Source organism: Pseudomonas kielensis (assembly GCF_030505375.1).
Classification (GTDB): domain Bacteria; phylum Pseudomonadota; class Gammaproteobacteria; order Pseudomonadales; family Pseudomonadaceae; genus Aquipseudomonas; species Aquipseudomonas kielensis.
Map to the genome: position 1 here is coordinate 3872315 of NZ_CP130043.1, position 26037 is coordinate 3898351.

Sequence of the window (26037 nt, forward strand, 5' to 3'; positions counted from 1 at the left end):
CCGATGCGTGTGTGGTTTTTGAGTGCTGGCCTGGCCTTGATGTGCATGGCCCAGAACGCAGCGGCGGGTACTGTCCTGATCGTTGGCGATAGTATCAGCGCGGCTTTCGGCATGGATACCCGGCAGGGGTGGGTATCGTTGCTGGAGCAACGGCTCAAGGACGAAGGTTTCACCACGACGGTGGTCAACGCGTCCATCAGTGGCGACACCAGTGCCGGTGGCCAGGCGCGGCTGCCAGCGCTGCTCGCAGCCCATAAGCCGGCGCTGGTGGTGCTGGAATTGGGGGGCAATGACGGCCTGCGTGGACAGCTGCCCACGCAATTGCAACAAAATCTTGCGTCGATGATCGACCAGTCCCGGGACAGTGGCGCCAAGGTGCTGTTGCTGGGCATGCAACTGCCGCCTAATTATGGTGTGCGGTATACCCAGGCCTTTGCCCAGGTCTACAGCAACCTGGCGACGGAAAAAAAGGTCGCGCTGGTGCCGTTTTTTCTCGAAGGCATTGGCGGTAAGCCCGAGCTGATGCAGGCCGATGGCATTCACCCGGCCGGTGCCGCACAGGGCAAGTTGCTGGAAAATGTCTGGCCAGCGCTAAAACCCCTGCTTTGATGCTTTTCTAGCGGCAGGCTTTCGGCTAATGTGGCGCCCCCCTGATCTGGAGCCCCCGATGCCGCGTCCTGCCTGGTCCCTGTTTGCCTACCAACTGATCGAGCCTGACGAGCAGCTGGATCTGTTCGCCTGCCAGGAAGTCCGGGTGCATCTGGTGACGCGTCAACTGGAGTTGGGCGGCTCGGCCGACCGTACCCTGTGCGGAACGTTGCTGCCGGCGCAACCGCGCTGGTCCAGCGTCGATCGCCGGGTATTCCAGGATCAGCGCCTGTGTTCATTGTGCCGGGCGATCCTGGAGTCGCAAAAACGCGGCACCTCGCCGATCTGGCCGGAGTTGCGTTTCGAGTTGTAACCTGCGGCGCAGCGACCGTCGCCCGGCTCCCCGAATCCGCGGACGGCGGTGTACAATCGCGGTTTTACCCCCTCTGTTGATCATGCAAAGGATTTTCCGGATGTTGTCGCGCTTTCCTGCCGTCGCCCGCTGCCTGTCTCTTGCCGCCTTGTGCGTGGCCGGTCCCGTTGCAGCGTTGGAGCTGCCCTTGCCACCGCCGGGCGAAGATATCGTCGGCCAGGTGCAAGTGATCAAGGCCAAGTACGAAGATACCTTCGCCGACCTGGGCACTACCTATGACCTGGGTTATTCGGAAATGGTCGCGGCCAACCCGGGTGTCGATCCCTGGCTGCCTGGCGCGGGCACCGAGATCATCCTGCCAACACGTTTCATCCTGCCCCCGGGCCCGCGCGAAGGCATCGTGATCAACCTGGCCGAGTACCGCCTGTACTACTTCCCTAAAGGCCGCAACGTGGTCTACACCTTCCCCCTGGGGATTGGTCGGGAAGGCTGGGGCTCGCCGATTGCCCACACCAGCATCATCGCCAAGACCCCCAACCCGACCTGGACCCCGCCCGCGTCGATCAAGGCTGAGCACGCCGCCGATGGCGACCCGTTGCCGAACGTCGTACCGGCTGGTCCGGACAACCCGTTGGGACCGTTCAAGTTCACCCTGGGCACACCGGGTTACCTGATCCATGGTTCGAACAAGAAGTTCGGCATCGGCATGCGTACCAGCCACGGCTGCTTCCGCATGTTCAACAACAACGTGCTGGAGATGGCCAGCATGGTGCCGGTGGGTACCTCGGTGCGTATCCTCAACGACCCGTACAAGTTCGGCATGAGCGGGGGCAAGGTCTATCTGGAGGCGCATACGCCCATCGATGACAAGGGCAACCCATCGGTGGTCGACAAGCACACCGCAGTCATCAACGCCATGCTCAAGCGTGAAGACATCACCAGCAACATGCGCATGAACTGGGATGTGGTGCGTGACGTGGTCGCGGCCGAAGATGGCCTGCCAGTGGAAATCGCAGTGCCAGGCACTGGCACGCCGTTGGTGTCGAGCACGCCGCTCGAGCTGCAGTAAGCGCTATACAAGACCCGCCGGGACGTCAGCCCCGGCGGGTTTTTTATGGCCGGCAGAAACTGCGGGCAATAAAAAAGCCGACCCAAAAAATGGGTCGGCTTGATAACAATCCCGAAGGACTATTACTTGCGGCTAGCTTTTTCCAGCATGCGCAGAGCACGCTCGTTAGCTTCGTCAGCAGTCTGTTGTGCTTTTTGAGCAGCAGCCAGAGCTTCATCAGCTTTACGGTAAGCTTCGTCTGCACGAGCTTGGGAGCGAGCTGCTGCGTCTTCAGTAGCAGTCAGACGTGCTTCGGTTTCTTTCGATACGCTGCTGCAACCGGTAGCCAGAACTGCGGCCAGAGCCAGAGCAGAGAATTTCAGAACGTTGTTCATCGTGTTCCCCTTCAAGGACTTTCTATTAATTGGCTGTCACCCCAGAGTGAGGAAACAGCCGGCGTACATACTACCCATTACTTTTAGTAAGTAAACTGACGTAGAGCAAGAAGCAAAAAAAATTGTAGGCGCTGATTCTTTTTCGAGCAACTTTTAATCGCGCTGTATAAAAAGTGTGCAGCCGCGAAGCCCGTCCTGAACGAGCTGCTTTAAAGCCAGGGGCACCTTGGTGGCTGTTTCGCAGTGTCGGCCTAAAGTCCTTCTTTATTGATTCGTCTACACTTACGTTGAGGAATTGTGCGTCGTTTCACGTCACATTTGCATGTTAGCGGTGACTTTAACTACTGGCGCACGTCTTAAGTCTCAATATCCGGCAATGTTCAGGTGATCGGCCGCTCAAGAGCGTCGGTCGAACCGCCTCGACGTGACCCGTGCTGAACCCGCGCCCGCGACATCGTGATGAGCGTGCCTTGAGCATTTATGCCTTTGGTGCCTACTATTTGTTACGTGCCAGGCTGCGTGGGATCCGGACGGGTTTTTCTCGGTGTCAGACAGGCACGGGGTGGCGTAGAGGTTCCTTCGCCGGAAAAACATCGGTAAGGTAGGGGTCAGTCAAAGACCCGCGAGGAGTAGTGATGAGCGAGGCGTTGTCCATCCACCATGACCAGGCTGGTCATCAGTTCGAGACCAATGTGGACGGTCATCGTGCCTACCTGACCTATATGGACCTGGGTAAGCAGACCCTGGATATCTATCGCACGTTCGTACCCAACGCGCTGCGGGGCCGTGGTATTGCCGCCGCGTTGACCGAGCAGGCGCTCGAGTACGCGGAGCAGATGGGTTACACCGTCATCCCCTCGTGCTCCTACGTGGAGCGCTACATGGAGCGTCATCAGCGGCATGCCGCCAAGCTCTGATCAGGGTTACCAATAAAAACGCCGGGCTAAGCCCGGCGTTTTTGTGTGCGCTGAATGCAGGTCAGGTGCGCTGACGTTTAGGCAGCACATCCTTGAGCTTGGCATGCATGCTGCGCAAGGTGGTTTCGGTCGCAGCCCAGTCAATGCAGGCATCGGTGATCGACACGCCGTATTGCAGCTCGGCCAGGTCCTTGGGAATTGCCTGGCAGCCCCAGTTCAAGTGGCTTTCGACCATCAGGCCGATGATCGATTGGTTGCCTTCCAGGATCTGGTTGGCCACGTTCTCCATCACCAGCGGTTGCAGGGCCGGGTCCTTGTTGGAGTTGGCGTGGCTGCAGTCGACCATGATGTTCGGTTTGATTTTGGCCTTGTTCAGCGCCTGCTCGCACAGCGCCACACTGACCGAATCGTAGTTCGGCTTGCCATTGCCGCCGCGCAGGACCACGTGACCGTAGGCATTGCCCTTGGTGGTGACGATCGATACGCCACCTTCCTGGTTGATCCCCAGGAAACGGTGTGGGCTGGAAACCGACTGCAGGGCATTGATGGCAACGGTCAGGCCGCCGTCGGTGCCATTCTTGAAGCCGACCGCCGAGGACAGGCCGGAGGCCATTTCCCGGTGGGTCTGGGATTCGGTGGTGCGCGCGCCGATTGCCGACCAGCTGATCAGGTCCTGCAGGTACTGCGGGGAGATCGGATCAAGGGCTTCGGTCGCCGTCGGCAGGCCCATCTCGGCCAGGTCCAGCAGCAATTGGCGACCAATGTGCAGGCCATCCTGGATCTTGAAGGAGTCGTCCAGGTACGGGTCGTTGATCAGGCCTTTCCAGCCGACGGTGGTACGTGGCTTCTCGAAATAGACCCGCATGACCAGATACAGGGTGTCGGACACTTCTGCCGCGAGGACCTTGAGGCGCTCGGCGTATTCGTGTGCGGCCTTGAGGTCGTGGATCGAGCAGGGCCCGATTACGACGAACAGGCGGTGGTCGGTGCCATCCAGGATATTGCGAATCACTTCGCGGCCCTTGGTCACGGTCTGCAGGGCAGCATCGCTCAGGGGGATATCACGCTTGAGCTGGTCAGGGGTGATCAGCGTCTCGTTGGAGGCGACGTTTAGGTCATTGATCGGTAAATCAGCCATCGTGTTACTCGTCAGGTCACGGGTGCCGGCCGCCAGCGATCCCCGCGCGGCGGAGCACAGCATGATTTAAGCGCAGCGGGGAGCCGAACCTTAGCGCGTTAGGCGGTGGCTCGACAATGGGCAGGCGCGGGTTTAATCCAGTGCCGGCGTGGCAAAAGCCTGGCGAACGGTCTCGTGGGAGTACTCGGTGGCATGTTGATCGACCCATTGCAGGGCCAGCGCCTGGACGCCTTGTGGTTCGCGCTGCTGCTCCTGCTGGCGGCAATAACGCTCGATCTGGCAGACCTGCTCGCCCATTCGCGCCTTGAACAGGGTCTGTTCGTCGATGAAGGCGATGCCCACCAGGTAACCGCGCTTGCGCCGCAGGCACCAGGCCACATAGCCCAAGTAGCAGACATGTTCGCTCAGGGTCGGCATGCGCACTTCCAGTGCCGTTCCCTTGCGCCAGGCGCGGTGATAATTGCAAGCCACGCCGCCGAGACTGATAGTGTGCAGCTCTTGCCGAGAAATACACTGGTGCTTGCGCAACGTTAACTCGACGGGCACATCGTCAGGATGAGGAATAAAACGCCCCATGAACGCGGACTCCAAGTGTCGGTCATTCGACAGTGTTTCCCCCAGTATAGTGGTCGAATGCGAGCTGACCGATTTTGACGCCGACCAACGGCTGTTGGCGATGAGTGGTGTCTCGCTGGTGATTTTCACCAGCGTTGGCTGCTCCAGTTGCCGCTGGGCGCGAGTCCAGTTACCCGCCCTCGGCCTCGCGGTCGATCGGCTGTGCTGGATCGATGCCGGTAACAACGGAGGCGCAGTGGCGCGTTATCAGGTCTTTCATTTACCGGCGCTGTTTGTGGTGCGCGACGGTGAGTTTTTTGGCGCAGTCCAGGCGCGCCTCACCCGCACTGAACTGAACGCGGCGGTGGGGCTGGCGCTGAGTCGGGAACCAGAGGAGTTGCCATGACCGCAACAGCAGAACAACCGCCGAGAATCGGCATTATCGGCACCGGGGCAATTGGTGGATTTTACGGTGTGATGTTGGCGCGGGCCGGATTCGACGTGCACTTTCTATTGCGCAGCGAATTTTGCGCGGTGGCCGAGCGTGGCCTGCAACTGCACAGTGCGCCGTTCGGCGCCCTGACCTTGAACCCGGTCCAGGCCTACAGCCGGGCTGAGGACATGCCACCTTGCGACTGGCTGCTGGTGGGCGCCAAGACCACCAGCAACAGCGAGCTGGCGCCGGCGATCATCCAGGCTGCGGCGGCGGGCGCCAAGGTCCTGCTGCTGCAGAACGGCCTGGACGTCGAGGACGGCTTGCGTGAGCTGTTACCCGACTCGCTGCACCTGCTGGGTGGCCTGTGTTTCATCTGTGTGCACCGCGCCGGCCCAGGCATCATCGAACACCAGGCGCTAGGCGCCGTGCATGTGGGTTATCACAGTGGCCCGGTGATGGCTGATGCACCCGCGCGCCAGCAGATCGTCGAACAGGGCGCAGGGCTGTTTCGTACCGCTGGTCTCGATTCCCAGGCCATGGCCAATCTTCAGCAGGCGCGTTGGCAAAAACTGGTCTGGAATGTTCCTTACAACGGTTTGTCGGTGCTGCTCGGGGCGAGTACCAGCCCCTTGATGGCCGATCAGCACAGCCGTGAGCTGATCCAGGCGCTGATGGCGGAAGTGGTGCAGGGCGCACTGGCCTGTGGGCACAGCATGCCACCGGGTTATGCCGAACATCTGTTCAAAGTCACTGAAAAAATGCCCGACTACTGGCCGAGCATGTACCACGATTTCCTGCAGCAGCGGCCGCTGGAGTTGGCTGCGATCTACGCCCGGCCCTTGGCTTCGGCCCGGGCAGCGGGTTGCCCGATGCCCAAGATCGAAGCCCTGTATCAGGCCCTGTGCTTTATTGATGGGCGTAACCGCTGAAGTTTCAGTCCGGGGGGACACATGGCAAAAGGCATCGACGACAAACTGGTCCTGGCGATTTCCTCGCGAGCGCTGTTCGACCTCAGCGACAGCCACAAGGTGTACCTGGCCAGTGGCGTCGAGGCGTACCGGCAGTACCAGATCGAACACGAAGACGAGACCCTCGAGCCGGGCGATGCTTTCCCCCTGGTGCAGAAACTGTTGAACCTCAATGCGCACCTGGGCAAGGCTCGGGTCGAAGTGGTGCTGGTGTCGCGCAACAGTGCCGATACCGGGTTGCGCGTATTCAACTCAATCCACCATTACGGCCTGGCAATTTCCCGGGCAGCGTTTGTCGGTGGCCGCAGTCCCTATCCGTACCTCAAGGCATTTGGCTGCGACCTGTTTCTCTCCACTCACGCTGAAGACGTGCGCAGTGCACTGGACGCCGGCTTCGCCGCCGCGACCATTCTGTCGGGAGGCGCCAGCCGTGCGGCCAGCGAAGAATTGCGCATCGCCTTCGATGGCGATGCGGTGCTGTTTTCCGATGAGTCGGAGCGGGTCTACCAGGCCGGCGGTCTTGAAGCGTTCCAGGCCAGCGAGCGGCAAGCCGCGCGTGAGCCGCTGCGCGGAGGTCCGTTCAAGGGCTTCCTGGCGGCACTCAATGCCTTGCAGCGCGAGTTCCCCGAAGACCAGTGCCCGATCCGCACCGCCCTGGTCACGGCACGTTCGGCGCCCGCCCATGAGCGGGTGATTCGCACGCTGCGCGAGTGGGATATCCGCCTCGACGAATCACTGTTTCTCGGCGGCCTGACCAAGTCGGCATTTCTCGAGGCCTTCGCCGCCGATGTGTTTTTCGACGACCAGGCCGGCCACTGCGAACTGGCTCGCGAGGTCGTGGCCACCGGGCACGTGCCCCATGGCATCAGCAACGAACTGAAGGTCTAGGCCACCCGTTCAGCACCTTGGGCGGCACGTCGAACTGCGCGCAGCACTGCTAAGCTGAAGCAATCTCCGCCATTCTGGCACTCGAGGAGGTCACATGATTGGTTCGATGCTGTATGCCACTGACCTCGGCCTTTACGCTCCTTTTGTGATGCAGCATGCACTGGCACTGGCCCGAACATTCAAGGCCGAGTTGTATGTGGTGCACGCGGTTGAACCGATGGGCCTGTTCGCTGAATCGGTGTTGCAGAGCTATCTTGACGAACAGGCGCTGAACGAGTTTCACAGCCAGGGCCTGAGTACGGTAATGACCAACATCGAGCATCGGGTGCTCGACAGTTTTCGCGAGGAATTGAGGGAAGGTCAGCAGGACCTGGAACTCATTCAGTCGGTTCGGGTGTTCCAGGGCGATCCGTCGCAGGTGATTCTCGAACAGGCCAAGAAACTCTCGGTGGATTTGTTGATCCTAGGGAGTCACAGCCACGGCAGCGGTGGGGAAACCCCCTTGGGGCGCACCGCCGCACGGGTGTTGCAGTTGGCGCAAGTGCCGGTTTACCTGGTGCCCGTCTCAAAGCGCCGGCGGCATGGGGATATTTGAGGCGAGAATGCTGGCCTTTTGATGAAAAAGTTCTAGATTTATTCTTCAAGCCATTAATATAGTTATATACCGTCGCTGATGCCCGTGGCGTCTATCTGCTTTGAGGGATTCATATGAAGCTTCAACAATTGCGCTACATCTGGGAAGTGGCGCACCACGACCTCAACGTTTCGGCTACGGCTCAAAGCCTGTACACCTCGCAGCCGGGCATCAGCAAGCAGATCCGCCTGCTGGAAGACGAGTTGGGCGTCGAGGTTTTTGCACGCAGCGGCAAGCACCTGACCCGCGTCACTCCAGCCGGTGAGCGCATCATCACCACCGCCGGCGAAATCCTGCGCAAGGTCGAGAGCATCAAGCAGATTGCCCAGGAGTTCTCCAACGAAAAGAAAGGCACCCTGTCGATCGCCACCACCCACACACAGGCACGTTATGCGCTGCCGCCGGTGATCAGCAATTTCATCAAGCAATACCCCGATGTTGCCCTGCACATGCACCAGGGTTCGCCGATGCAGATCGCCGAAATGGCCGCCGACGGCACCGTGGATTTCGCCATTGCCACCGAGGCCCTGGAGTTGTTCGGTGACCTGGTGATGATGCCGTGCTACCGCTGGAACCGGTGTGTGGTGGTACCCCAGGGTCACCCGCTGACCAAGCTGCCGAAGCTGACCCTCGAAGCCCTGGCCGAATACCCGATCGTGACCTACGTCTTCGGTTTCACCGGTCGTTCGAAGCTGGACGAAGCCTTCAGCCACCGAGGCTTGTCGCCTAAGGTGGTGTTCACCGCCGCTGACGCCGACGTGATCAAGACCTATGTGCGCCTTGGTCTGGGCGTCGGGATCGTGGCCAAGATGGCGGTCGATACCAAGCTGGATAACGACCTGGTGGTACTCGATGCCAGCGAGCTGTTCGAGTCCAGCGTGACCAAGATCGGTTTCCGTCGCGGTACCTTCCTGCGTGGCTTCATGTGCGACTTCATCGAGAAGTTTGCTCCGCACCTGACCCGTGAAGTCATGGCCAAGGCCATCCAGTGCCACAACAAGCAGGAACTCGAAGAACTGTTTGACGGCGTTGAACTACCGGTTCACTGAGTCCTTCAGATGACCTCGGTGACAGTGAACTGTTGCCGAGTGCCTGCCACCACGATCTCCACCTCATCGCCCTCGAACTTGCCCCGCAGGCTGCTGCCCAGTGGCGAGCGCGGGGTGATGACGGTAATCAACTGTCCCACCAGATAGACCTTCAAGCCCGCCGCATCCGGCGCCAGGAACAGCCATTGCTGGCGTCCCTGATCGTCTTCCAGGCCCAGCAGGCTGCCGATCTGGATACCCTGCTGTGCGTCATATGCACCCAGGGGCATGTTCTGGCACAGCGTCAGCGCCTGACGAATTTCCTCGACTCGCTTGGCCTGGCCCGCCGCCAGGTAGGAGGCTTCGAGCCCCAGGGTGTCGTACTTGTTCTCGGCGATGTTTTCTTCGTGGGTCGCGGTTTCGTAGGCGGTTTGCGCCGCTCGTTGGGCGACGTCGAAATCGACCGCCAGCTTCTCCAGAAGCAACTGGTGTACGTTCTGTTTATTCATGATCAGTTGCAGAACTGCAGCACGTTGCTGCGGCTTTTGTCGCTGGGAATGGTGCGGTCTTGTTGCAGCCAGAACTGGCAGGTCGGATTGCTCTGATTGCGTGGGTCGTTGCGCGCCTGCTCCAGGACTTCCTGCCGCGCCTGTTGATTGAGGATGGACTTGTACTGCTCGAACATCTGGTTATCCGCTGCCGGTTGTGCCGCCACCGGCGTGGCCGGGGGGGCCGGGCGCACCGCGTCAGCCAGCGGTGCCAACTGCGTAGCAGGCAACAGCCTGGACAGCAGCCAGGCGGTCAGGGCGATGGCGACAAACCCCAGCCACAGACCCAGCGCGATGCTGCCGATCAATTGCAGCGGGTTGAGGGTGATGGACACTGTGCGGCGAGTGGGGGGACGGTACGGCATCGTTGCCTCGTGGCGGGGGAAATGGGCAAGCGTGGATTGTCGCATGAAGATTAATCGCCGTCGGCCCTTCTGCGCGCACCGATTTATGCGGACAATCGAAGTCTTTGCCCCACGGAGCCCGGCATGAAAGTCGACTGGGATATTTTCTGTACGGTCGTCGACAACTACGGCGACATCGGCGTGACCTGGCGTCTGGCGCGCCAGTTGGTGGCCGAGCATCCCTGCGCGGTGCGCTTGTGGGTCGATGACCTGCGGGCATTCGAGCGCCTGTGCCCGGAACTCGATATCAGCGCGAGCCAACAATGGCAGCAGGGGGTGGACGTGCGTCACTGGCCGGCGGACTGGCAAGCGACGGACGCCGCCGATGTGGTGGTCGCCGCCTTCGCCTGTCAGTTGCCGCATGCCTACATGGAGGCGATGGCCGCACGCGAGCGGACGCCGCTGTGGCTGAACCTCGACTACTTGAGTGCCGAGGACTGGATCGTCGGCTGCCACGGCCTGCCCTCGGTGAAGTTCCAGCATGTGCAGAAGTACTTTTTTTTCCCGGGGTTCCAGCCGGGCACCGGTGGTCTGCTGCGCGAGCGCGAGTTGCTGGTACGGCGCGAGCAGTTTCAAGCCAACCCGGTTGCGCAGCGTGAGTTCCTGCAAGGCCTGGGGGTAGAGCGCGCCCCGGAGGCACGTCTGATATCCCTGTTTGCCTACGAGAATGCCGGGCTGGCCGATTGGCTGGAGGTCATGGCGAATGCCACGCAGGCCACCCATCTGTTGGTGCCGGAGGGGCGAGTCCTCGGGGATGTGGCGCGCTGGCTGGGGCAACCAGAACTGGCAGTCGGCGATGTGCAGCAACGGGGAGCCCTGACCGTGCAGGTGTTGCCGTTTGTCCGCCAGGACCAGTACGACCTGCTGCTGTGGTGCTGCGATTTCAACGCGGTGCGTGGCGAGGACTCGTTCGTCCGTGCGCAATGGGCCGCTCGTCCGATGCTGTGGCATATCTACCAGCAGGAGGAAGAGGCTCACCTGGATAAGCTCGAAGCCTTTTTGACCCTCTATACCAACGCCATGTCGCCGGCCGCACGCGCGGCGCTAGAGGGGTTGTGGCGGGCCTGGAATAGCGGCGAGGGGATGGCTGCGGCCTGGGTCGGCGCCCAGGAGCACTGGCCCGAACTGCAAAATCACGCCCGCGCCTGGTCTCTGGAACAGTCGTTGCGGGCCGATCTTGCCGCAGCGCTGGTGCAGTTTTACCTAAATTGGATATGATACGCGGCCTAGATTTTTGTAAATCCCATCCAAATTCGGATATTCGCAATGAAAACTGGTAAAGAACTGAAACCCGGTACGGTGATCCGTCTCGAAAACGACCCTTGGCTGGTTCAGAAAGCTGAATTCACCAAGTCCGGTCGTAACAGCGCGATCATGAAGACCAAGCTGAAAAACCTGCTGACCGGTTACAAGACCGAGATCGTTTACAGCGCCGACGACAAACTGGACGACGTGATCCTCGACCGCAAAGAAGCGACCCTGTCCTTCATCAGCGGCGACACCTACACGTTCATGGACACCACTGACTACACCATGTACGAGCTGAACGCCGAAGACATCGAAAGCGTTCTGCCATTCGTTGAAGAAGGCATGACCGACGTCTGCGAGGCCGTGTTCTTCGAAGACCGTCTGGTATCCGTAGAGCTGCCGACCACTATCGTGCGTCAGGTTGACTACACCGAAGGTTCCGCTCGCGGTGACACTTCCGGCAAGGTGATGAAGCCTGCCAAACTGAAGAACGGTACCGAGCTGTCGGTTGCTGACTTCATCGAAATCGGCGACATGATCGAGATCGATACCCGCGAAGGCGGTTCTTACAAAGGCCGTGCTAAATAAGCGCAGTCCTTGTAGGCAAAAAAGCCCGACCTTGTGTCGGGCTTTTTTTTGCATTGCGCCAACTGATTGTCCGCTAGAGCCGGCTGAAATCGCGCTGCAGCGCCAGGTCCCATGGCGGGATCGGGCTGAAACGGCTCTTGAGGTATTCCAGCAACAGCCGTGTGCGGGAGCTGGCCTGCTGTTCCAGGCGCAGGGCATAGATGCCGGTGTTTTCCGGCTTGGGCAAGCCGCTGTCGCAGAACAACGGCAGCAGTTCGCCGCGCAGCAGGTACTCGCTGCACAACCAGGTCGGCAGGTGCGCGATGCCCAGGCCGGCGAGGGCGCCGTAGAGCAGCGCTTCGGCATTGTTGGCGCTCAGGCGGATACGTTGCGGGCGATGCAAGTGCTGTTGGCCGTTGCGCTCGAAGCGCCAGGCGAAGGGCGGTGCCAGGCCATCCCAATCGAGGCCGTCATGGCTGCTCAATTCCTCGGGCTGCTGGGGTACGCCGCGCCGCTTGAGGTAAGCCGGGCTGGCGCAGGCAATGCGCACCATACGCGCCAAGGGGGTGGCCACCATGCGGGTGTCGGCCATTTGTCCGGCGCGCAGCACCAGGTCGACCTTGCCCAGGTTCAAGCCCTGCATGTCGACGAAGCTGTCGATCAGATGCAATTGGACGTCGAGCCCCGGGTACTCCTGCAGAAAGTCGGCAATCACCGGTGCCAGGTGACGTCGACCGAAGGCCGCGGGCGCATCGACCCGAATCAGGCCCTCCGGCGCGTTGCTCAGGGACGCCGCTTCGGCGCGGGCCAGGCGCAATTCACTGACTATCCGGCGGGCTCGTTCGGCAAACGCCAACCCTGCGGGTGTGGCGCGAACGGCATGGGTGGTGCGCACGAACAGTTGGCTGCCCAGGGCATGCTCCAGGCTGTCGATGCGCCTGGCGACAGCCGAGGGTGTCAGTGGATGGCGGCGGGCGGCCGCGGAAAAACTGCCGGTTTCCACGACGTCGAGGAAAAGCCCCAGTTGGTCGGTGAGTGCATTGGGATTCATGAAGATCAACTTATGCGGATTTGGCACAGCCATTGTGCGTTGCTGTGCGTTTCCCCGCTAGGAGCGACTGCGTAGGATGCACAGCCTGATGTGGGGAGAAATGAATTGTGATTGAGTTGGCGATGTATCTGGTACTGGGCGCTGCCCTGGGAACTGTGGGTGGACTGTTCGGGATCGGCGGCGGATTGATCGCGATTCCGGTGCTGGGCGTGCTGTTTGGCCTGGATCAGCAGATTGCCCAAGGGACGGCGCTGGTGATGGTGGTGCCCAACGTGATGCTGGCGCTGTGGCGTTATCACCAGCGCAATCGCATCGAATTGCGTCATGCCCTGCCGCTGGCGTCGATGGGGTTCTGTTTCGCCTGGCTCGGCTCGATCTGGGCGGTGGGCATTGATGCCCAGGTCATGCGTATCGGTTTTGTTGCCTTCCTGGTGGCGCTGTCGAGCTACAACCTGCTGCGCATGTTCATGGCGAGCGCCAAACCCAGCGCACAGATGCGCTACCCATGGCCCTGGCTAGGCGTCCTGGGAGCGGCCTCGGGGGCCATGGGCGGGCTGTTCGGTGTGGGTGGCGCCGTGGTGGCGACGCCAGTGCTCACCAGTCTGTTCGGCACCACTCAAGTGGTCGCCCAGGGCCTGTCGCTGGCGCTGGCCTTGCCCAGCACCGGCGTCACACTGGTCACCTACGCACTGCATCAGCAGGTGAACTGGAACATTGCGCTGCCCTTGGCTGCAGGCGGCTTGCTGAGCATCAGTTGGGGGGTGAAGATCGCACACGCCATGCCAGAGCGCCTGCTGCGCGGGCTGTTCTGCGCCTTCCTGGTGCTGTGTGCAGTGATGCTCGCGTTTAAAGTTTGAAGCCTTCGACAATGTGTTCGGCCAGGCACTCGGTGATGGGCGAGGGGGTATGCAGGTTGCGCAGCAGCATGATGCTGGCTTCGGGCAGCTGCGGCAGACCTTCCGCCTCGCCGAGAATGCGCATGTCCTGGGGGATCAGGCTTTCCAGTTGGGCCGTTACCGCCAGCCCGGCACTGACCACCGCCATGATCGCCGACAGGCTGGAGCTGTTATAGGCGATGCGGTACTCGCGCTCACTGGCGTCCAGCGCGTTACAGGCCCAGCGCCGGCAAAAACAGTCACTGTTGAACATCGCCAGCGGCAGCGGCACTTGCTCGTTGGGGTTGAAGCACTGCGCCTGGGCCCAGACAAAACGTTCCTTGCGCAGCAGTTGCCCGATCTCGCTGCCCGGTTCGCGGGTGACGATCGACAGGTCCAGGTCCTGGCGCTGCAGCAACTGCTCGGAGGAGTTGCAGTGCACTTCGATCTGGATCAGCGGATAGGCCTGGGCGAAGCGCGACAGAATGCCCGGCAGGAAGCGCATGACATAGTCGTCGGGCGTGCCGATCTTGACCATGCCGACCATGTGCGGCTCACGCAGGGTGTTGAACACTTCACTGTGCAACTTGAGGATCCGCCGGGCGTAGCCGAGCAACACCTGGCCCTCGGCGGTCAGCTTCACCTGGCGGCCGTCGCGCTGGAACAGCTGGCGTTGCAGCACGTCCTCTTCAAGACGCTTCATCTGCATGCTGACCGCCGATTGGGTGCGGTTGACCAACTCGCCAGCACGGGTGAAACCGCCCTGGTCGGCGATGGCGACGAACGTGCGCAGGACTTCGGTATCAATGCTGGGGTAGGCGCTCAACTCATCAATCTCCGAGATGTGTTGCATCAGAAACATTCGTTGGATTGATCTTAGTCCCGGCGCGAGACTTGAGCCATCCACAACGGAGGGCAAGACGATGAAAGGTCAAAAAGGTTATGTGCAGTTGAACCATTTTTCACTGCATGGCTTCACCCACCAACTGCTGGAAAGGCTCGTGCGCTGGTATCAGTTGCATCGTGAGCGGGCAGTGCTGGCCAGCCTCAGTGATGAGGCGCTGAAGGATATCGGCCTGAGTCGGGCGGACATCGAGCAGGAGGCCGAACGGCATTTCTGGGAAGACCCCATGGGCAAGGGCAAGTAGCCAGCGTTGAGCGCTCCATTGGCGTTTTGCCAGCCTGGCAGTAAGGTGGAGCAAACCCTCATCAAGGACGGTTGCATGGGCAGCTCCCTGAGTTTTTCCCTCAAGCAGGCCAGACGCCTGGCACTGGCGGCCCAAGGTTTCTCTGGGCGTCAGTCGCCGGCGCCGGTCAAGTCTGGCCAACTCAATCGGTTGATCGAGCGCCTGGGCGTGCTGCAGATCGATTCGGTCAACGCGCTGGTGCGCTCGCACTACCTGCCCCTGTTCTCACGCCTGGGGGCTTACTCATCCGAACTGCTGGACCAGGCCGCCTGGAGCCAGGGGCGGCGCCGCAGCTTGTTCGAGTACTGGGGGCATGAAGCGTCATTGCTGCCGTTGTCGATGTACCCACTGCTGCGCTGGCGGATGCAACGGGCCGCGCAAGGCGAGGGGATCTACCAGCAATTGGCGCGTTTCGGGCGGGAGCAGCAGGACACCATTCGCCGGGTCCTCGCCTCTGTGGAGGAGCGGGGTGCGCTGGGTGCTGGCAGTTTGTCGACACGCCAGGAGCGCGCGGGGCCCTGGTGGGATTGGAGTGTGGAGAAACATGCGTTGGAATGGTTGTTCGCGGCCGGGGAAGTCACGGTGGCGGGGCGGCGCGGTTTTGAACGGCTCTACGATCTGCCTGAGCGGGTGATTCCTGCGTCCGTGCGCAACGTTGCTCTGCAAAGCGAGGCCGATGCGCAACGGGGGCTGCTCCTGCATGCCGCTGCTGCACTGGGCGTGGCCACTGAGAAGGACCTGCGCGACTATTTTCGCCTGGATCTGGCGCAGAGTCGCGGCGCGTTGGCGGAGTTGGTGGAGGATGGTGCGTTGCAGGTATGTGAAGTGCAGGGTTGGAAGCCGCTGGCCTACTGTTTGCCCGTGCCGAAAATGCCACGCCGGGTCAGCGCCAGTGCCTTGCTCTCACCCTTTGATTCGTTGGTCTGGGAGCGCAGCCGGACCGAGCGTCTGTTCGACTTCCGATACCGCCTGGAAATCTATACCCCGCCCGCCAAACGGGTGTTTGGCTACTACGTGTTGCCGTTTCTGCACCATGAGCGGATCGCTGCGCGGGTCGATCTGCGGGCAGAGCGGGCGCTAGGTCGATTGGCCGTGCACGCGGTTCACGAGGAGCAACCGGGCCTTGATGAGGCGGGCATGCAGGCATTGGCGGACAATTTGCGCCAGATGGCCGACTGGTTGGGCCTGGCGCAGATTCAACTCAATTGCCCCCGCGCCAGTGCGGCGCGGTTGCGGGTGGCGTTGGCGGGGGGATAACCCGCCTTAGCGGCGAACCTGCTTCAGGGTTTCAGCGATCAGGAACGCCAGCTCCAGCGACTGATCGGCATTCATCCGTGGATCACAGTGGGTATGGTAGCGGTCCGACAGGCCGTCCTCGGTAATCGGGCGTGCGCCGCCGATGCACTCGGTGACGTTCTGACCGGTCATCTCGATGTGAATGCCACCAGCGTAAGTGCCTTCGGCCTGGTGAACCTGGAAGAACTGTTTCACCTCACCGAGGATCTGCGCGAAGTCGCGGGTCTTGTAGCCGCTGCTGGCCTTGATGGTATTGCCGTGCATCGGGTCGCAGCTCCAGAGCACTTTCTTGCCTTCACGCTCCACGGCACGAATCAGTTGCGGCAGGTGATCGCCGACCTTGTTTGCGCCCATGCGGGCGATCAGGTTCAGGCGGCCCGGGTCGTTGTCGGGGTTGAGCACGTCGATCAGACGAATCAGTTCGTCGGTGTTCATGCTTGGGCCGACCTTGACCCCGATCGGGTTGTTGACCCCGCGCAGGAACTCGACGTGAGCACCGTCGAGCTGGCGAGTGCGGTCGCCGATCCACAGCATGTGGGCGGAGCAGTCGTAATAGTCGTTGGTCAGGCTGTCGCGCCGCACGAAGGCTTCTTCGTAGTTGAGCAGCAGGGCTTCGTGGGCAGTGAAGAAACTGGTCTCGCGCAATTGCGGCGAGGAGTCCATGCCGCAGGCGCGCATGAAGGCCAGGGTTTCATCGATACGGTTGGCCAGGTGGCTGTACTTTTCCGCCAGCGCCGAGTTGGCGATGAAGTCCAGGTTCCACTTGTGCACTTGGTGCAGGTCGGCAAAACCACCCTGGGCAAAGGCGCGCAGCAGGTTCAGGGTGGCAGTGGACTGATGGTAGGACTGCAGCAGGCGGTCCGGGTCCGGTACCCGGCTTTTTTCGTCGAAGCCGATGCCGTTGACGATGTCCCCCCGATAGGCCGGCAGGGTCACGCCATCGATGGTTTCGTCGTTGGCCGAGCGCGGCTTGGCGAACTGCCCCGCCATCCGCCCGACCTTGACCACCGGACAGCCGGCGGCAAAGGTCATGACGATGGCCATCTGCAGCAGCACCTTGAACGTGTCGCGAATCTTGGCCGCCGAAAACTCGGCAAAGCTCTCCGCGCAATCACCGCCTTGCAGCAGAAATGCACGACCTTCGGTCACCTCGGCAAACTGACGACGCAACTCCCGGGCCTCGCCGGCAAACACCAGTGGCGGATAACTGGCCAGGCTTTGCTCGACGGCATGCAGGTGCGCCGCGTCCGGGTAGTGGGGTTGTTGCTGGATCGGCAGGGCGCGCCAGCTGTCAGGGCTCCAGGGTTGGCTCATCACGGTCTCTAGTGTTTACGCACGGGACCTCATGTTATCAGCAATTAGTACGTGACCTGCTGGCGATGCTTGGCCGACAATCGCGCCTTTGCCGCCTAACGCGGAACGAATGATTACGTTGTCTCGGGACTGGCCGGGCAACGACCAGGAGACGAAATGACTGAGGAGCGCGTCGAGCATCTGCTCGCCGAAGTGCACGATGAATTCGGCATGATCCGGGTGCTGGAAGTGGCGGATTACCGCTTCCTCGAATTTGGCGACGCCATCGAGCAGAGCTGCGTGTTCACCGCCGACCCCAGCTGGCTGGAGTATGACTACACCCGCGCCATGCTGATTGGCGCGCTGTGCCACGAACAGCCGGACAGCGCGTTGTTCCTCGGGCTGGGCGCCGGCACCCTGACCCAGGCCTGTCTGAAGTTCCTGCCGCTGGAAGACGTGGAGGCCATCGAACTGCGCCCGGATGTACCGCGCCTGGCCATCGAATACCTGGGCCTGGACGATGACCCGCGGCTGTACATCCGCATTGGCGATGCGCTCGATCTGCTGGAAACCGCCGAGCCGGCGGATCTGATCTTCGTTGACCTGTACACCGATGTCGGGCCGGGTGTCGGGCATCTGGCGTGGAACTTCCTGGAAAACTGCCAGAAACGCCTGAATCCGGGCGGTTGGCTGGTGATCAACCAATGGGCTACCGATGATGGCAAGCCATTGGGGGCGGCGCTGCTGCGCGGGTTGTATCACCGCCACTATTGGGAGCTGCCGGTGAAGGAGGGCAATGTGATCCTGATCGTGCCGGCAGAGCTCGACCAGGAGCTGGACATGCACGGGCTTACCGCCCGCGCCGAAGCCCTGGCCCCGCGCCTGGGTTACTCGTTGCAGAACCTGATCAAGGCCATTCGCCCCGCCACCTGAAGGCGCGCCAAGGGGGGCGGTTTAGCAGCCTTTGAACACCCCTGCTCGTTTTTCGATCAGCGACCGCACGCCTTCCCTGGCATCCTCGCTGTTCAACAGTTCCTTGGCCAACGCTGGCAAACTCGCCGCCGCCGCGGCTTCACCTTCAAGGTGGGCCTGGCGTGCCGACTGCAATGTGGCTTGCACGCCCAGCGGCGCCTGGCGGGCGATGCGTTCAGCCAGTTCAATGGCGCGCGGCAGCAGGTCCTCGCTGGCCATGACTTCCTGCACCAGCCCCAGGCGCAACGCTTCGTGAGCGTCGAATTCGTCTCCGGTCAACAACCAGCGCATGGCATTGCCCCAGCCCGACAGTCGAGGCAGGCGCAAGGTGGCGCCGCCGAAGGGAAAGATCCCGCGCTGGACTTCCATCTGCGCAAAGCGGGTGTTGCTGGCGCACAGGTTGATGTCCGCCGCCAGCATCAGTTCGATGCCGATGGTCAGGCAATACCCGTGGGCGGCCACAATCACCGGTTTGCTGACCCTGGGGCCGACGAATACGCCCCACGGATCGCAGCCGCCGCTCGGAACCTGCCAGCCCTGGGTCAGTGCGTCGCTGGCACTCACCAGGTCGAGGCCGGCAGTGAAGTGCTCGCCATGGGCAAACACCACGGCAACCCGGGCCTGCGAGTCGGCCTCGAACTCGCCATAGGCCAGGCTCAAGGCGTTCAGCAGGTCCAGGTCGAATGCGTTACGCTTGGCGACCCGATCCAGCCCGATCAACAGGACGTGACCCCGTCGTTCCAGGCTGACACGACTCTTATCCGGTTGATTCATGGGGTAAATCCTCGGAGGGAAAGGAGGCATCGGACCAAAGGTTGCGGCCTGCAAGATGAACCGATTAAGCGTGATGACCAGCAGGGCCGGGCCTTTGAAAAATAGACCGTCGCGCGAATATCCGCAAAAGCTGTGACAGTCCTGCGTTCACAGGCTTTTTCCGATAAAAAAAGCTCCCTTTTTCAGCTAATTCCGGTATAGTGCGCGCCGGCCTTTAGCCGGGCCGCGTTTAGGTAGAGCAATTCCCCGAAGTCAGCTTCGGCTGCACGTCCGCACTGCGGACTCTTCCTTGACGATTCTTTTCATTCATTCGTTTTCGCAAATCCCCGCCGACAAAGCTGCCAGGGCGACTCTTGAGTCTCAACACGGCACGCGCAGCTTTGGAGCATGGGTCTTTGCGGATGCACTTAGAGGCAGACCCATGACCCAGGAAACCGGCGGCTTCGCCGCTTTTAATCTTAATCCGAATATTCTGGCAGCCGTCATTGCGACCGGCTACGAAGAGCCTTCGGCTATTCAGCAGCAATCGATCCCGATCATCATGGCCGGCCAAGACATGATTGGCCAGGCGCAAACCGGTACCGGTAAAACCGCCGCGTTCGCCCTGCCTATCCTGCACTGCATCGATCCTGCCAAGCGCGAGCCGCAAGCCCTGATCCTGGCGCCAACCCGAGAGTTGGCGCTGCAAGTTGCAACCGCTTTTGAAACCTACGCCAAGCAAATGCCAGGCGTAACTGTTGTGGCTGTCTACGGCGGCGCGCCGATGGGCCCACAATTGAAAGCAATCCGTAATGGCGCACAGATTGTTGTCGCCACGCCGGGCCGTCTGTGCGACCACCTGCGTCGCGACGAGAAAGTCCTGTCGACCGTGAACCACCTGGTTCTCGACGAAGCCGACGAAATGCTCAAGCTGGGCTTCATGGACGACCTGGAAGTCATCTTCAAGGCACTGCCAGCTACCCGTCAGACCGTATTGTTCTCGGCCACCTTGCCGCAGTCGATCCGTGCCATTGCTGAACGCCACCTGCGCGATCCGCAACACGTGAAGATCCAGACCAAGACTCAGACCGTTACCGCGATCGAACAGGCTCACCTGTTGGTTCACGCTGACCAGAAGACCTCGGCTGTATTGAGCCTGCTGGAAGTGGAAGATTTCGACGCACTGATCATGTTCGTGCGGACCAAGCAAGCGACCCTGGACCTGGCCAGCGCCCTGGAAGCCAAAGGCTACAAAGCCGCTGCGCTGAACGGTGACATTGCCCAGAACCAGCGTGAGCGCGTGATCGACTCCCTCAAGGATGGCCGTCTGGACATCGTTGTGGCGACCGACGTTGCTGCTCGTGGCCTGGACGTTCCGCGCATCACTCACGTGTTCAACGTTGACATGCCGTACGATCCGGAATCCTACGTTCACCGTATCGGCCGTACCGGCCGTGCCGGTCGCGAAGGTCGTGCGCTGCTGCTGGTGACTCCTCGTGAGCGCCGCATGCTGCAAGTGATCGAGCGTGTAACCGGGCAGAAAGTTGCTGAAGTTCGCCTGCCGGACGCCCAGGCAGTTCTGGATGCGCGCATCAAGAAACTGACCAACAGCCTGGCGCCGCTGGTTGCTGATGCCGAGTCGACCCACGGTGATCTGCTTGATCGCCTGACCGCCGACATCGGTTGCAGCCCGCGTGCCCTGGCCGCAGCCCTGCTGCGCAAGGCTACCAACGGTCAAGCGCTGACCCTGGCTGCGATCGAGAAGGAGCGTCCACTGGTGCCGAACAATGCACCGCGTGGCGACCGTCCAGAGCGTACCGGTGATCGTCCGGACCGTGGTGATCGTGAGCGTCGTGCACCGATCCCGCTGGCCGAAGGTCGTGCTCGTTGCCGTACCGCGCTGGGTGCGCGTGACGGTATCGCTGCCAAGAACCTGTTGGGCGCCATCCTTAACGAGGGTGGTCTGGCTCGCGAAGCAATCGGTCGCATCCAGGTGCGTGACAGCTTCTCGCTGGTAGAGCTGCCGGAAGATGGTCTGGAGAAACTGCTGACCAAGCTGAAGGACACTCGTGTTGCCGGTAAGCAGCTGAAACTGCGTCGCTACCGCGAAGATTGATCCGCCCCTGGGCTGATTGATCTGCGATAAAAAATCCCCGACTGGTTCGGGGATTTTTTTTGCCTGCTGTTTGCTGCCCAGGGGCAGGGGTCAGCCAAAACGATAGATGTCCATGCCCAGCGCGCCCAGGGTGAAGCCTGTGTGCGCCACGCTGAATGTGCCGCCGGCACCGCGGGCAAAATACAGCGGCAACAGGTGCTCGTCACTCGGGTGACTGCGCACCGCGTTGGGTGCCTGCTGGCGGTAGTCATGCAGCGCCGCTTCATCGTTGGCCGCCAGCTTGTCGATCATCCAGTCACGGAACTCACGGGCCCATGGCTCGACGCTCTCGGGGCCGGCGTGCCAGTCCAGCTCCCGCAGGTTGTGGGTGATGCTACCGGAGCCGATCAACAGCACGCTGTGTTGGCGCAGGCTGGCCAGTGCATGACCAATCCGGGTCTGCAGCGCCGCACCGGCATGGCTTGGCAGTGACACCTGCACCACGGGGATGTCGGCGCGCGGATACATCAGCGACAACGGCACCCAGACCCCATGATCGAACGGACGCTGCCCGTCCAGTTGCGCCACCAGGCCATCAGCCTTGAGCAGTTCGGCCACTTGTGCCGCCAGCTCCGGCTGACCGGGTGCGGGGTATTGCACGGCGAACAGGGCGGCCGGAAAGCCACCAAAGTCGTGCCAGGTTTCTGGTTGTGCGCCGCTGCTGACCCGCAGGTCCTGACTTTCCCAGTGCGCGGAGACAATCACGATGGCCTTGGGGGTTGGCAGCTCGCGGGCCAGGCGCGCCAGTGCCGGCCCGCTGGCGCCGGGTTCCAGCGCCAGCATCGGTGAGCCGTGGGAGATAAACAGGCTGGGGAGCATGAAGGCGGTCCTGAGCGGTAAGATAGCTGCATCTTCAGTCAGATCATTGATCTAAATCTAATATAAGTTTTAGTGCCTATTGATCGAATTTTCAGGGTGATTTATGCAGCCGGCGTTTTGGCACAAGAAGTGGGCTTCGAACCAGATCGGTTTTCACCAGCCGCAAGTCAATCCGTATTTGCAGCAACACTGGCCGTACCTGGCGGTCCCTGCGCGGGCGCGTGTGCTGGTCCCGCTGTGTGGCAAGAGTCTGGACCTGCTGTGGCTGGCAGGGCAGGGGCACCCGGTGCTTGGGATTGAAATTTCACAAACGGCTGTCGAAGACTTCTTCAGCGAGCAGAAGTTAACGCCAGAAGTGAGTGATGTGGGCGCGTTCAGGGTCTATCGTGCCGGGGCCATCGAGCTGTGGTGTGGCGATTTTTTTGCGCTGGCAGCACGGGATGTGGCTGATTGTGTTGCGCTGTACGATCGCGCAGCGCTGATCGCCTTGCCGCCGTCGATGCGCGAGCGTTATGCCGCGCATCTGCAGCAGATCTTGCCGGCCGAGTTGCGCGGGTTGCTGATTACTCTGGATTACGATCAGGCGCAGTTGCCAGGACCACCGTTTGCCGTGGCGGATGACGAGGTGCAGCGCTTGCTGGGGCGTGCCTGGCGGACGCAAGAGCTGCAGGAGCAGGATGTACTGGGCGAGGGCGGGAAGTTCCTGCAGGCCGGGGTGACGCGGCTTGTGGAGCGGGTGTACCGGATTTCCCCTCGTTAGCTTTGCGTTGACTGTGCCGACCACATCGCGAGCAAGGCGCCCGCTCAGGACAAACAAAAAAGGCCCGCATCGCTGCGGGCCTTTTTGTTATTGCGCCGGGCGGATCAACCGCGACGACGCAGCGCGTCGATACGCTCTTCCAGCGGCGGGTGGCTCATGAACATGCGAGCGAACCCTTGCTTGAGGCCACCGTTGATGCCGAAGGCATTCAGGGTGTCCGGCATGTGCACCGGCAGGCCTTGCTCCGAGCGCAGGCGCTGCAGGGCGCCGATCATGGCGCTGGTACCCGCCAGGCGAGCACCGGCTTCGTCGGCACGGAACTCGCGTTTGCGCGAGAACCACATGACGATCGAGCTGGCCAGGAAGCCCAGGACCAATTCAGCGAAGATGGTCGCGATGTAGTAGGCGATGCCCTGGCCTTCTTCGTTCTTGAAGATCACCTTGTCGACAAAGTTGCCGATGATCCGCGCAAAGAACATCACGAAGGTGTTCACCACGCCCTGGACCAGCGCCAGGGTGACCATGTCACCGTTGGCTACGTGGCCGATCTCGTGGGCCAGGACCGCTTTCACTTCGTCCGGCGAGAAACGTTCGAGCAAGCCCTGGCTGACCGCAACCAGTGCATCGTTCTTGTTCCAGCCGGTGGCAAATGCGTTGGCCTCGTAAGCCGGGAAAATACCGACTTCCGGCATCTTGATCCCGGCTTCGCGGGACAGTTGCTCAACGGTTTGCAGCAACCATTGTTCATGGCGAGTGCGCGGCTGGCTGATGATTTGGGTGCTGGTGCTCATCTTCGCCATCCACTTGGAGATGAACAGCGAGAACAGGGAACCGGCGAAACCAAAGACCGCACAGAAAATCAGCAGCTGATTGAGGTTGAGATCAACCCCGTTGGCCGCCATGAACCCGTTGAAGCCGAAAAGGCTCAGGGTGATGCTGGCAATCAGCACGACCGCCAGGTTAGTGGCCAAAAACAGCAGGATGCGCATCATGGTTGTAGAAATCTCCTCATGCTAAAGATGTAGCTTACTGCGGGGTATATAAGGTGCTGCACCGGGCTATTCAACCGGGTGACTATTTCAAACTGTGTCCTACAGCCAGATTCTAGTGGGTTGCAGGACATTTCTCGTATCGTCTAAAGCCATATTGGGTCGGTTTTTTCCTACGCAATGCCCGGTGCTATTGGGTTGCAGCCACAGATGAGGCAGCGCCCGTACACAAGGCGCAGAGAGTAGTCGAAAGGCGGGGGATATGTTGCTGAATCAATCACCGAGGACGAGTCGATACTCGCCTCGGCAACAAGTCGATTACTGGCGATAGGATTTCAGGAAGTTGCCAATCCGGCCGATGGCCATGTCCAGGTCGTCCAGGCGGGGCAGGGTGACGACACGGAAATGGTCAGGCCACGGCCAGTTGAACGCGGTGCCCTGCACCACCAGCAGTTTTTCCGAGAGCAGCAGGTCGAGCACGAATTTTTCATCATTGTGGATCGGGCAGACTTTCGGATCGATCCGCGGGAACGCGTACAGCGCCCCCATCGGCTTCACGCAACTGACGCCAGGAATGTCATTGAGCAGCTCCCAGGTACGGTTGCGTTGCTCCAACAGTCGCCCCTGGGGCAGCACCAGGTCGTTGATGCTCTGGTAGCCACCCAGCGCCGTCTGGATCGCGTGCTGGCTCGGCACGTTGGCGCACAGGCGCATGTTGGCCAGCATGTCGATGCCTTCGATGTAGCTCTGGGCGTGTTGCTTGGGCCCGGAGATGGCGATCCAGCCGGAACGGAAACCCGCCACCCGGTAGGACTTGGACAGGCCGTTGAAGGTCAGGCACAGCAGGTCCGGTGCCAGCGAGGCGGTGCAGATGTGCACAGCATCGTCGTAGAGGATCTTGTCGTAGATCTCGTCGGAGAACACCACCAGGTTGTGTTGGCGCGCCAGTTCGAGCATGCCCAGCAGGACTTCGCGCGAGTACACCGCGCCGGTCGGGTTGTTCGGGTTGATGATCACCAGGGCTTTGGTGTTGGGGGTGATCTTGGCCTTGATGTCAGCCAGGTCAGGGAACCAGTCGGCCTGTTCGTCGCACAGGTAATGCACCGGGTTGCCACCGGCCAGGCTCACTGCAGCGGTCCACAGCGGGTAATCGGGCGCCGGCACCAGCACTTCGTCGCCGTTGTTGAGCAAGGCCTGCATCGACATCACGATCAGCTCGGAAACGCCGTTGCCCAGGTAGATGTCCTCGATACCGACACCTTCGACCTGCTTCTGCTGGTAGTACTGCATCACCGCCTTGCGCGCGCTGAACAGGCCTTTGGAGTCGCTGTAGCCCTGGGCAGTCGGCAGGTTGCGGATGACGTCCTGGAGGATTTCATCAGGTGCTTCGAAACCAAAGGGTGCCGGGTTGCCGATGTTCAGCTTGAGGATGCGATGGCCTTCCTCTTCCAGGCGTTTGGCGTGCTTGAGCACCGGGCCGCGAATGTCATAACAGACGTTGGCGAGCTTGTTCGATTTGCTGACCTGCATGGCGATGTGTTCCCGAAAATGAACGATCCAGACGTTGTATGAACTACCGTACTGTGAATCCTGCGTTCTCACACGAGCCCGGCGCCTCGGAGCGGTGCACCAAAATCCGTTTGAATGCGTGTAACGCGGCTGCCAGACTGGCGTTTGACGAGGCGCAATCATACGTGCCGCCCGATCCGTGGAAAAGGTACAGATCGGGCTTTTTCAGTTGCTGAGGTAGGACAATGGAAAAGATCCAGAAAACCCTGGAAGAATGGCGGGCCATGCTCGATCCGGAGCAGTACAACGTGTGCCGTCTCAAGGGCACCGAGCGACCGTTCTCGGGCAAGTACAACGCGACCAAAACCGCGGGTGTCTATCATTGCATCTGCTGCAACGAACCGCTGTTCGACTCCCGGGCAAAGTTCGATTCCGGCTGCGGCTGGCCAAGTTTCTACGAGCCGATCGGCGCCAGTGCCATGGTCGAGATCCGCGATGTCAGCCACGGCATGATCCGCACGGAAGTGGTTTGCGCCAAGTGTGAGGCGCACCTGGGTCATGTGTTCCCGGACGGCCCGCCGCCCACTGGCCTGCGCTATTGCATCAACTCCGTGTGCCTGGACCTGGTGCCGCGCGACTGAGG

General features: G+C 61.1%; 30 protein-coding genes. 18 read left to right on the plus strand and 12 right to left on the minus strand.

The features are described from left to right. Positions 1–3: 3 nt before the first annotated feature. The 3 genes from Q1W70_RS18150 (at position 4) to Q1W70_RS18160 (ending at position 2030) form a co-directional block, all read left to right on the plus strand. Positions 4–609 (plus strand): arylesterase, encoded by a 606-nt coding sequence (locus tag Q1W70_RS18150; RefSeq protein ID WP_185818849.1) that lies wholly within the window; start codon positions 4–6, stop codon positions 607–609. 58 nt (positions 610–667) lie between these two features. Continuing rightward, complete coding sequence (locus tag Q1W70_RS18155; protein WP_027620143.1) at positions 668–961, plus strand: hypothetical protein; 294 nt, start codon at positions 668–670, stop codon at positions 959–961. A gap of 100 nt (positions 962–1061) precedes the next feature. Continuing rightward, entirely contained in the window at positions 1062–2030 is a 969-nt protein-coding gene (locus Q1W70_RS18160; RefSeq protein ID WP_166590141.1) for a L,D-transpeptidase family protein, read from the plus strand. A 122-nt stretch (positions 2031–2152) separates the two neighbouring features. On the opposite strand, the gene oprI is transcribed toward Q1W70_RS18160, so the two are convergent. After that, positions 2153–2404 (minus strand): outer membrane lipoprotei OprI, encoded by a 252-nt coding sequence (gene oprI, locus Q1W70_RS18165; RefSeq protein ID WP_003172710.1) that lies wholly within the window; start codon positions 2402–2404, stop codon positions 2153–2155. Between the two features lie 635 nt (positions 2405–3039). On the opposite strand from oprI, the gene Q1W70_RS18170 reads away from it, so the two are divergent. Next, a complete protein-coding gene (locus Q1W70_RS18170) occupies positions 3040–3321 on the plus strand; it encodes a GNAT family N-acetyltransferase (RefSeq protein ID WP_093422070.1) in 282 nt (93 codons plus the stop codon). Between the two features lie 61 nt (positions 3322–3382). Here Q1W70_RS18170 and Q1W70_RS18175 read toward each other — a convergent pair whose 3' ends face one another. Together Q1W70_RS18175 and Q1W70_RS18180 are read right to left on the minus strand one after the other, a co-directional pair. Continuing rightward, positions 3383–4459 (minus strand): 3-deoxy-7-phosphoheptulonate synthase, encoded by a 1077-nt coding sequence (locus Q1W70_RS18175; RefSeq protein ID WP_166590142.1) that lies wholly within the window; start codon positions 4457–4459, stop codon positions 3383–3385. A gap of 132 nt (positions 4460–4591) precedes the next feature. After that, positions 4592–5035 (minus strand): PilZ domain-containing protein, encoded by a 444-nt coding sequence (locus tag Q1W70_RS18180; protein ID WP_166590143.1) that lies wholly within the window; start codon positions 5033–5035, stop codon positions 4592–4594. Between Q1W70_RS18180 and Q1W70_RS18185 the strand changes: the two genes are divergently transcribed. From Q1W70_RS18185 to cysB, 5 genes are all read left to right on the plus strand, one after another. Further along, positions 5034–5420, plus strand: a complete 387-nt coding sequence (locus tag Q1W70_RS18185; protein ID WP_095168100.1) for a YbbN family protein — start codon at positions 5034–5036, stop codon at positions 5418–5420. The genes Q1W70_RS18180 and Q1W70_RS18185 overlap by 2 nt on opposite strands. Next, positions 5417–6379 (plus strand): putative 2-dehydropantoate 2-reductase, encoded by a 963-nt coding sequence (locus tag Q1W70_RS18190; RefSeq protein ID WP_166590144.1) that lies wholly within the window; start codon positions 5417–5419, stop codon positions 6377–6379. Before Q1W70_RS18185 ends, Q1W70_RS18190 begins: the two co-directional genes overlap by 4 nt. A gap of 21 nt (positions 6380–6400) precedes the next feature. After that, positions 6401–7306 (plus strand): 5'-nucleotidase, encoded by a 906-nt coding sequence (locus Q1W70_RS18195; protein ID WP_166590145.1) that lies wholly within the window; start codon positions 6401–6403, stop codon positions 7304–7306. 94 nt (positions 7307–7400) lie between these two features. Further along, positions 7401–7901: a universal stress protein gene (locus Q1W70_RS18200; protein ID WP_166590146.1), complete on the plus strand. Its 501-nt coding sequence runs from the start codon at positions 7401–7403 to the stop codon at positions 7899–7901. Between the two features lie 113 nt (positions 7902–8014). Then, entirely contained in the window at positions 8015–8989 is a 975-nt protein-coding gene (gene cysB / locus Q1W70_RS18205) for an HTH-type transcriptional regulator CysB (RefSeq protein WP_166590147.1), read from the plus strand. Positions 8990–8994: 5 nt separating this feature from the next. On the opposite strand, the gene Q1W70_RS18210 is transcribed toward cysB, so the two are convergent. Both Q1W70_RS18210 and Q1W70_RS18215 read right to left on the minus strand, forming a co-directional pair. Continuing rightward, entirely contained in the window at positions 8995–9477 is a 483-nt protein-coding gene (locus Q1W70_RS18210; protein ID WP_166590148.1) for a GreA/GreB family elongation factor, read from the minus strand. Positions 9478–9479: 2 nt separating this feature from the next. Further along, the gene (locus Q1W70_RS18215) at positions 9480–9881 is read right to left on the minus strand and encodes a hypothetical protein (RefSeq protein WP_166590149.1); all 402 of its coding nucleotides are present in this window, start codon (positions 9879–9881) and stop codon (positions 9480–9482) included. 123 nt (positions 9882–10004) lie between these two features. Between Q1W70_RS18215 and earP the strand changes: the two genes are divergently transcribed. Next, complete coding sequence (gene earP, locus Q1W70_RS18220) at positions 10005–11138, plus strand: elongation factor P maturation arginine rhamnosyltransferase EarP (protein ID WP_166590150.1); 1134 nt, start codon at positions 10005–10007, stop codon at positions 11136–11138. 48 nt (positions 11139–11186) lie between these two features. Beyond that, positions 11187–11756 carry an elongation factor P gene (locus Q1W70_RS18225; RefSeq protein WP_002554550.1) on the plus strand — a complete coding sequence of 190 codons (570 nt, stop codon included), beginning with the start codon at positions 11187–11189 and terminating at the stop codon, positions 11754–11756. Positions 11757–11829: 73 nt separating this feature from the next. Here the strand turns inward: Q1W70_RS18225 and Q1W70_RS18230 are convergent, their stop codons facing one another. Then, complete coding sequence (locus Q1W70_RS18230) at positions 11830–12786, minus strand: LysR family transcriptional regulator (protein WP_166590151.1); 957 nt, start codon at positions 12784–12786, stop codon at positions 11830–11832. 107 nt (positions 12787–12893) lie between these two features. On the opposite strand from Q1W70_RS18230, the gene Q1W70_RS18235 reads away from it, so the two are divergent. Then, positions 12894–13643, plus strand: coding sequence for a sulfite exporter TauE/SafE family protein (locus Q1W70_RS18235; RefSeq protein WP_182341581.1), 750 nt, complete (start codon positions 12894–12896; stop codon positions 13641–13643). On the opposite strand, the gene Q1W70_RS18240 is transcribed toward Q1W70_RS18235, so the two are convergent. Continuing rightward, entirely contained in the window at positions 13633–14487 is an 855-nt protein-coding gene (locus Q1W70_RS18240; RefSeq protein WP_166590229.1) for a LysR substrate-binding domain-containing protein, read from the minus strand. The genes Q1W70_RS18235 and Q1W70_RS18240 overlap by 11 nt on opposite strands. A gap of 97 nt (positions 14488–14584) precedes the next feature. On the opposite strand from Q1W70_RS18240, the gene Q1W70_RS18245 reads away from it, so the two are divergent. Then, on the plus strand, positions 14585–14809 hold the full coding sequence (locus tag Q1W70_RS18245; RefSeq protein ID WP_166590153.1) for a DUF1127 domain-containing protein: 225 nt from the start codon (positions 14585–14587) through the stop codon (positions 14807–14809). 75 nt (positions 14810–14884) lie between these two features. After that, a complete protein-coding gene (locus Q1W70_RS18250; RefSeq protein ID WP_182341578.1) occupies positions 14885–16105 on the plus strand; it encodes a winged helix-turn-helix domain-containing protein in 1221 nt (406 codons plus the stop codon). A 6-nt stretch (positions 16106–16111) separates the two neighbouring features. On the opposite strand, the gene Q1W70_RS18255 is transcribed toward Q1W70_RS18250, so the two are convergent. Next, positions 16112–17458, minus strand: a complete 1347-nt coding sequence (locus Q1W70_RS18255; RefSeq protein ID WP_166590155.1) for a class II 3-deoxy-7-phosphoheptulonate synthase — start codon at positions 17456–17458, stop codon at positions 16112–16114. 156 nt (positions 17459–17614) lie between these two features. Between Q1W70_RS18255 and Q1W70_RS18260 the strand changes: the two genes are divergently transcribed. After that, positions 17615–18370 (plus strand): spermidine synthase, encoded by a 756-nt coding sequence (locus Q1W70_RS18260; RefSeq protein ID WP_166590156.1) that lies wholly within the window; start codon positions 17615–17617, stop codon positions 18368–18370. Positions 18371–18391: 21 nt separating this feature from the next. Here Q1W70_RS18260 and Q1W70_RS18265 read toward each other — a convergent pair whose 3' ends face one another. Next, a complete protein-coding gene (locus tag Q1W70_RS18265; RefSeq protein ID WP_302097706.1) occupies positions 18392–19183 on the minus strand; it encodes a crotonase/enoyl-CoA hydratase family protein in 792 nt (263 codons plus the stop codon). Positions 19184–19604: 421 nt separating this feature from the next. On the opposite strand from Q1W70_RS18265, the gene Q1W70_RS18270 reads away from it, so the two are divergent. Then, positions 19605–21278 carry a DEAD/DEAH box helicase gene (locus tag Q1W70_RS18270; protein WP_095168122.1) on the plus strand — a complete coding sequence of 558 codons (1674 nt, stop codon included), beginning with the start codon at positions 19605–19607 and terminating at the stop codon, positions 21276–21278. 90 nt (positions 21279–21368) lie between these two features. Here Q1W70_RS18270 and Q1W70_RS18275 read toward each other — a convergent pair whose 3' ends face one another. Next, positions 21369–22136: a DODA-type extradiol aromatic ring-opening family dioxygenase gene (locus Q1W70_RS18275; RefSeq protein WP_182341574.1), complete on the minus strand. Its 768-nt coding sequence runs from the start codon at positions 22134–22136 to the stop codon at positions 21369–21371. A gap of 103 nt (positions 22137–22239) precedes the next feature. Between Q1W70_RS18275 and Q1W70_RS18280 the strand changes: the two genes are divergently transcribed. Continuing rightward, positions 22240–22896, plus strand: coding sequence for a thiopurine S-methyltransferase (locus Q1W70_RS18280; protein ID WP_265538131.1), 657 nt, complete (start codon positions 22240–22242; stop codon positions 22894–22896). Positions 22897–23000: 104 nt separating this feature from the next. On the opposite strand, the gene htpX is transcribed toward Q1W70_RS18280, so the two are convergent. Further along, positions 23001–23888 carry a protease HtpX gene (gene htpX / locus Q1W70_RS18285; RefSeq protein WP_095168127.1) on the minus strand — a complete coding sequence of 296 codons (888 nt, stop codon included), beginning with the start codon at positions 23886–23888 and terminating at the stop codon, positions 23001–23003. Between the two features lie 315 nt (positions 23889–24203). Next, positions 24204–25415 (minus strand): pyridoxal phosphate-dependent aminotransferase, encoded by a 1212-nt coding sequence (locus Q1W70_RS18290; protein ID WP_166590160.1) that lies wholly within the window; start codon positions 25413–25415, stop codon positions 24204–24206. 224 nt (positions 25416–25639) lie between these two features. Here Q1W70_RS18290 and msrB point away from each other — a divergent pair, with 224 nt between their 5' ends. After that, positions 25640–26035: a peptide-methionine (R)-S-oxide reductase MsrB gene (msrB, locus tag Q1W70_RS18295; protein ID WP_159997279.1), complete on the plus strand. Its 396-nt coding sequence runs from the start codon at positions 25640–25642 to the stop codon at positions 26033–26035. Positions 26036–26037 lie beyond the last annotated feature (2 nt).

Excerpts from the sequence above, each read along its gene's own strand:
- Q1W70_RS18150 (WP_185818849.1), top strand. The coding sequence starts at position 4 with ATGCGTGTGTGGTTTTTGAGTGCTGGCCTGGCCTTGATGTGCATGGCC.
- Q1W70_RS18155 (WP_027620143.1), top strand. The coding sequence starts at position 668 with ATGCCGCGTCCTGCCTGGTCCCTGTTTGCCTACCAACTGATCGAGCCT.
- Q1W70_RS18160 (WP_166590141.1), top strand. The coding sequence starts at position 1,062 with ATGTTGTCGCGCTTTCCTGCCGTCGCCCGCTGCCTGTCTCTTGCCGCC.
- oprI (WP_003172710.1), bottom strand. The coding sequence starts at position 2,404 with ATGAACAACGTTCTGAAATTCTCTGCTCTGGCTCTGGCCGCAGTTCTG.
- Q1W70_RS18170 (WP_093422070.1), top strand. The coding sequence starts at position 3,040 with ATGAGCGAGGCGTTGTCCATCCACCATGACCAGGCTGGTCATCAGTTC.
- Q1W70_RS18175 (WP_166590142.1), bottom strand. The coding sequence starts at position 4,459 with ATGGCTGATTTACCGATCAATGACCTAAACGTCGCCTCCAACGAGACG.
- Q1W70_RS18185 (WP_095168100.1), top strand. The coding sequence starts at position 5,034 with ATGAACGCGGACTCCAAGTGTCGGTCATTCGACAGTGTTTCCCCCAGT.
- Q1W70_RS18180 (WP_166590143.1), bottom strand. The coding sequence starts at position 5,035 with ATGGGGCGTTTTATTCCTCATCCTGACGATGTGCCCGTCGAGTTAACG.
- Q1W70_RS18190 (WP_166590144.1), top strand. The coding sequence starts at position 5,417 with ATGACCGCAACAGCAGAACAACCGCCGAGAATCGGCATTATCGGCACC.
- Q1W70_RS18195 (WP_166590145.1), top strand. The coding sequence starts at position 6,401 with ATGGCAAAAGGCATCGACGACAAACTGGTCCTGGCGATTTCCTCGCGA.
- Q1W70_RS18200 (WP_166590146.1), top strand. The coding sequence starts at position 7,401 with ATGATTGGTTCGATGCTGTATGCCACTGACCTCGGCCTTTACGCTCCT.
- cysB (WP_166590147.1), top strand. The coding sequence starts at position 8,015 with ATGAAGCTTCAACAATTGCGCTACATCTGGGAAGTGGCGCACCACGAC.
- Q1W70_RS18210 (WP_166590148.1), bottom strand. The coding sequence starts at position 9,477 with ATGAATAAACAGAACGTACACCAGTTGCTTCTGGAGAAGCTGGCGGTC.
- Q1W70_RS18215 (WP_166590149.1), bottom strand. The coding sequence starts at position 9,881 with ATGCCGTACCGTCCCCCCACTCGCCGCACAGTGTCCATCACCCTCAAC.
- earP (WP_166590150.1), top strand. The coding sequence starts at position 10,005 with ATGAAAGTCGACTGGGATATTTTCTGTACGGTCGTCGACAACTACGGC.
- Q1W70_RS18225 (WP_002554550.1), top strand. The coding sequence starts at position 11,187 with ATGAAAACTGGTAAAGAACTGAAACCCGGTACGGTGATCCGTCTCGAA.
- Q1W70_RS18230 (WP_166590151.1), bottom strand. The coding sequence starts at position 12,786 with ATGAATCCCAATGCACTCACCGACCAACTGGGGCTTTTCCTCGACGTC.
- Q1W70_RS18245 (WP_166590153.1), top strand. The coding sequence starts at position 14,585 with ATGAAAGGTCAAAAAGGTTATGTGCAGTTGAACCATTTTTCACTGCAT.
- Q1W70_RS18250 (WP_182341578.1), top strand. The coding sequence starts at position 14,885 with ATGGGCAGCTCCCTGAGTTTTTCCCTCAAGCAGGCCAGACGCCTGGCA.
- Q1W70_RS18255 (WP_166590155.1), bottom strand. The coding sequence starts at position 17,458 with ATGAGCCAACCCTGGAGCCCTGACAGCTGGCGCGCCCTGCCGATCCAG.
- Q1W70_RS18260 (WP_166590156.1), top strand. The coding sequence starts at position 17,615 with ATGACTGAGGAGCGCGTCGAGCATCTGCTCGCCGAAGTGCACGATGAA.
- Q1W70_RS18265 (WP_302097706.1), bottom strand. The coding sequence starts at position 19,183 with ATGAATCAACCGGATAAGAGTCGTGTCAGCCTGGAACGACGGGGTCAC.
- Q1W70_RS18270 (WP_095168122.1), top strand. The coding sequence starts at position 19,605 with ATGACCCAGGAAACCGGCGGCTTCGCCGCTTTTAATCTTAATCCGAAT.
- Q1W70_RS18275 (WP_182341574.1), bottom strand. The coding sequence starts at position 22,136 with ATGCTCCCCAGCCTGTTTATCTCCCACGGCTCACCGATGCTGGCGCTG.
- Q1W70_RS18280 (WP_265538131.1), top strand. The coding sequence starts at position 22,240 with ATGCAGCCGGCGTTTTGGCACAAGAAGTGGGCTTCGAACCAGATCGGT.
- htpX (WP_095168127.1), bottom strand. The coding sequence starts at position 23,888 with ATGATGCGCATCCTGCTGTTTTTGGCCACTAACCTGGCGGTCGTGCTG.
- Q1W70_RS18290 (WP_166590160.1), bottom strand. The coding sequence starts at position 25,415 with ATGCAGGTCAGCAAATCGAACAAGCTCGCCAACGTCTGTTATGACATT.
- msrB (WP_159997279.1), top strand. The coding sequence starts at position 25,640 with ATGGAAAAGATCCAGAAAACCCTGGAAGAATGGCGGGCCATGCTCGAT.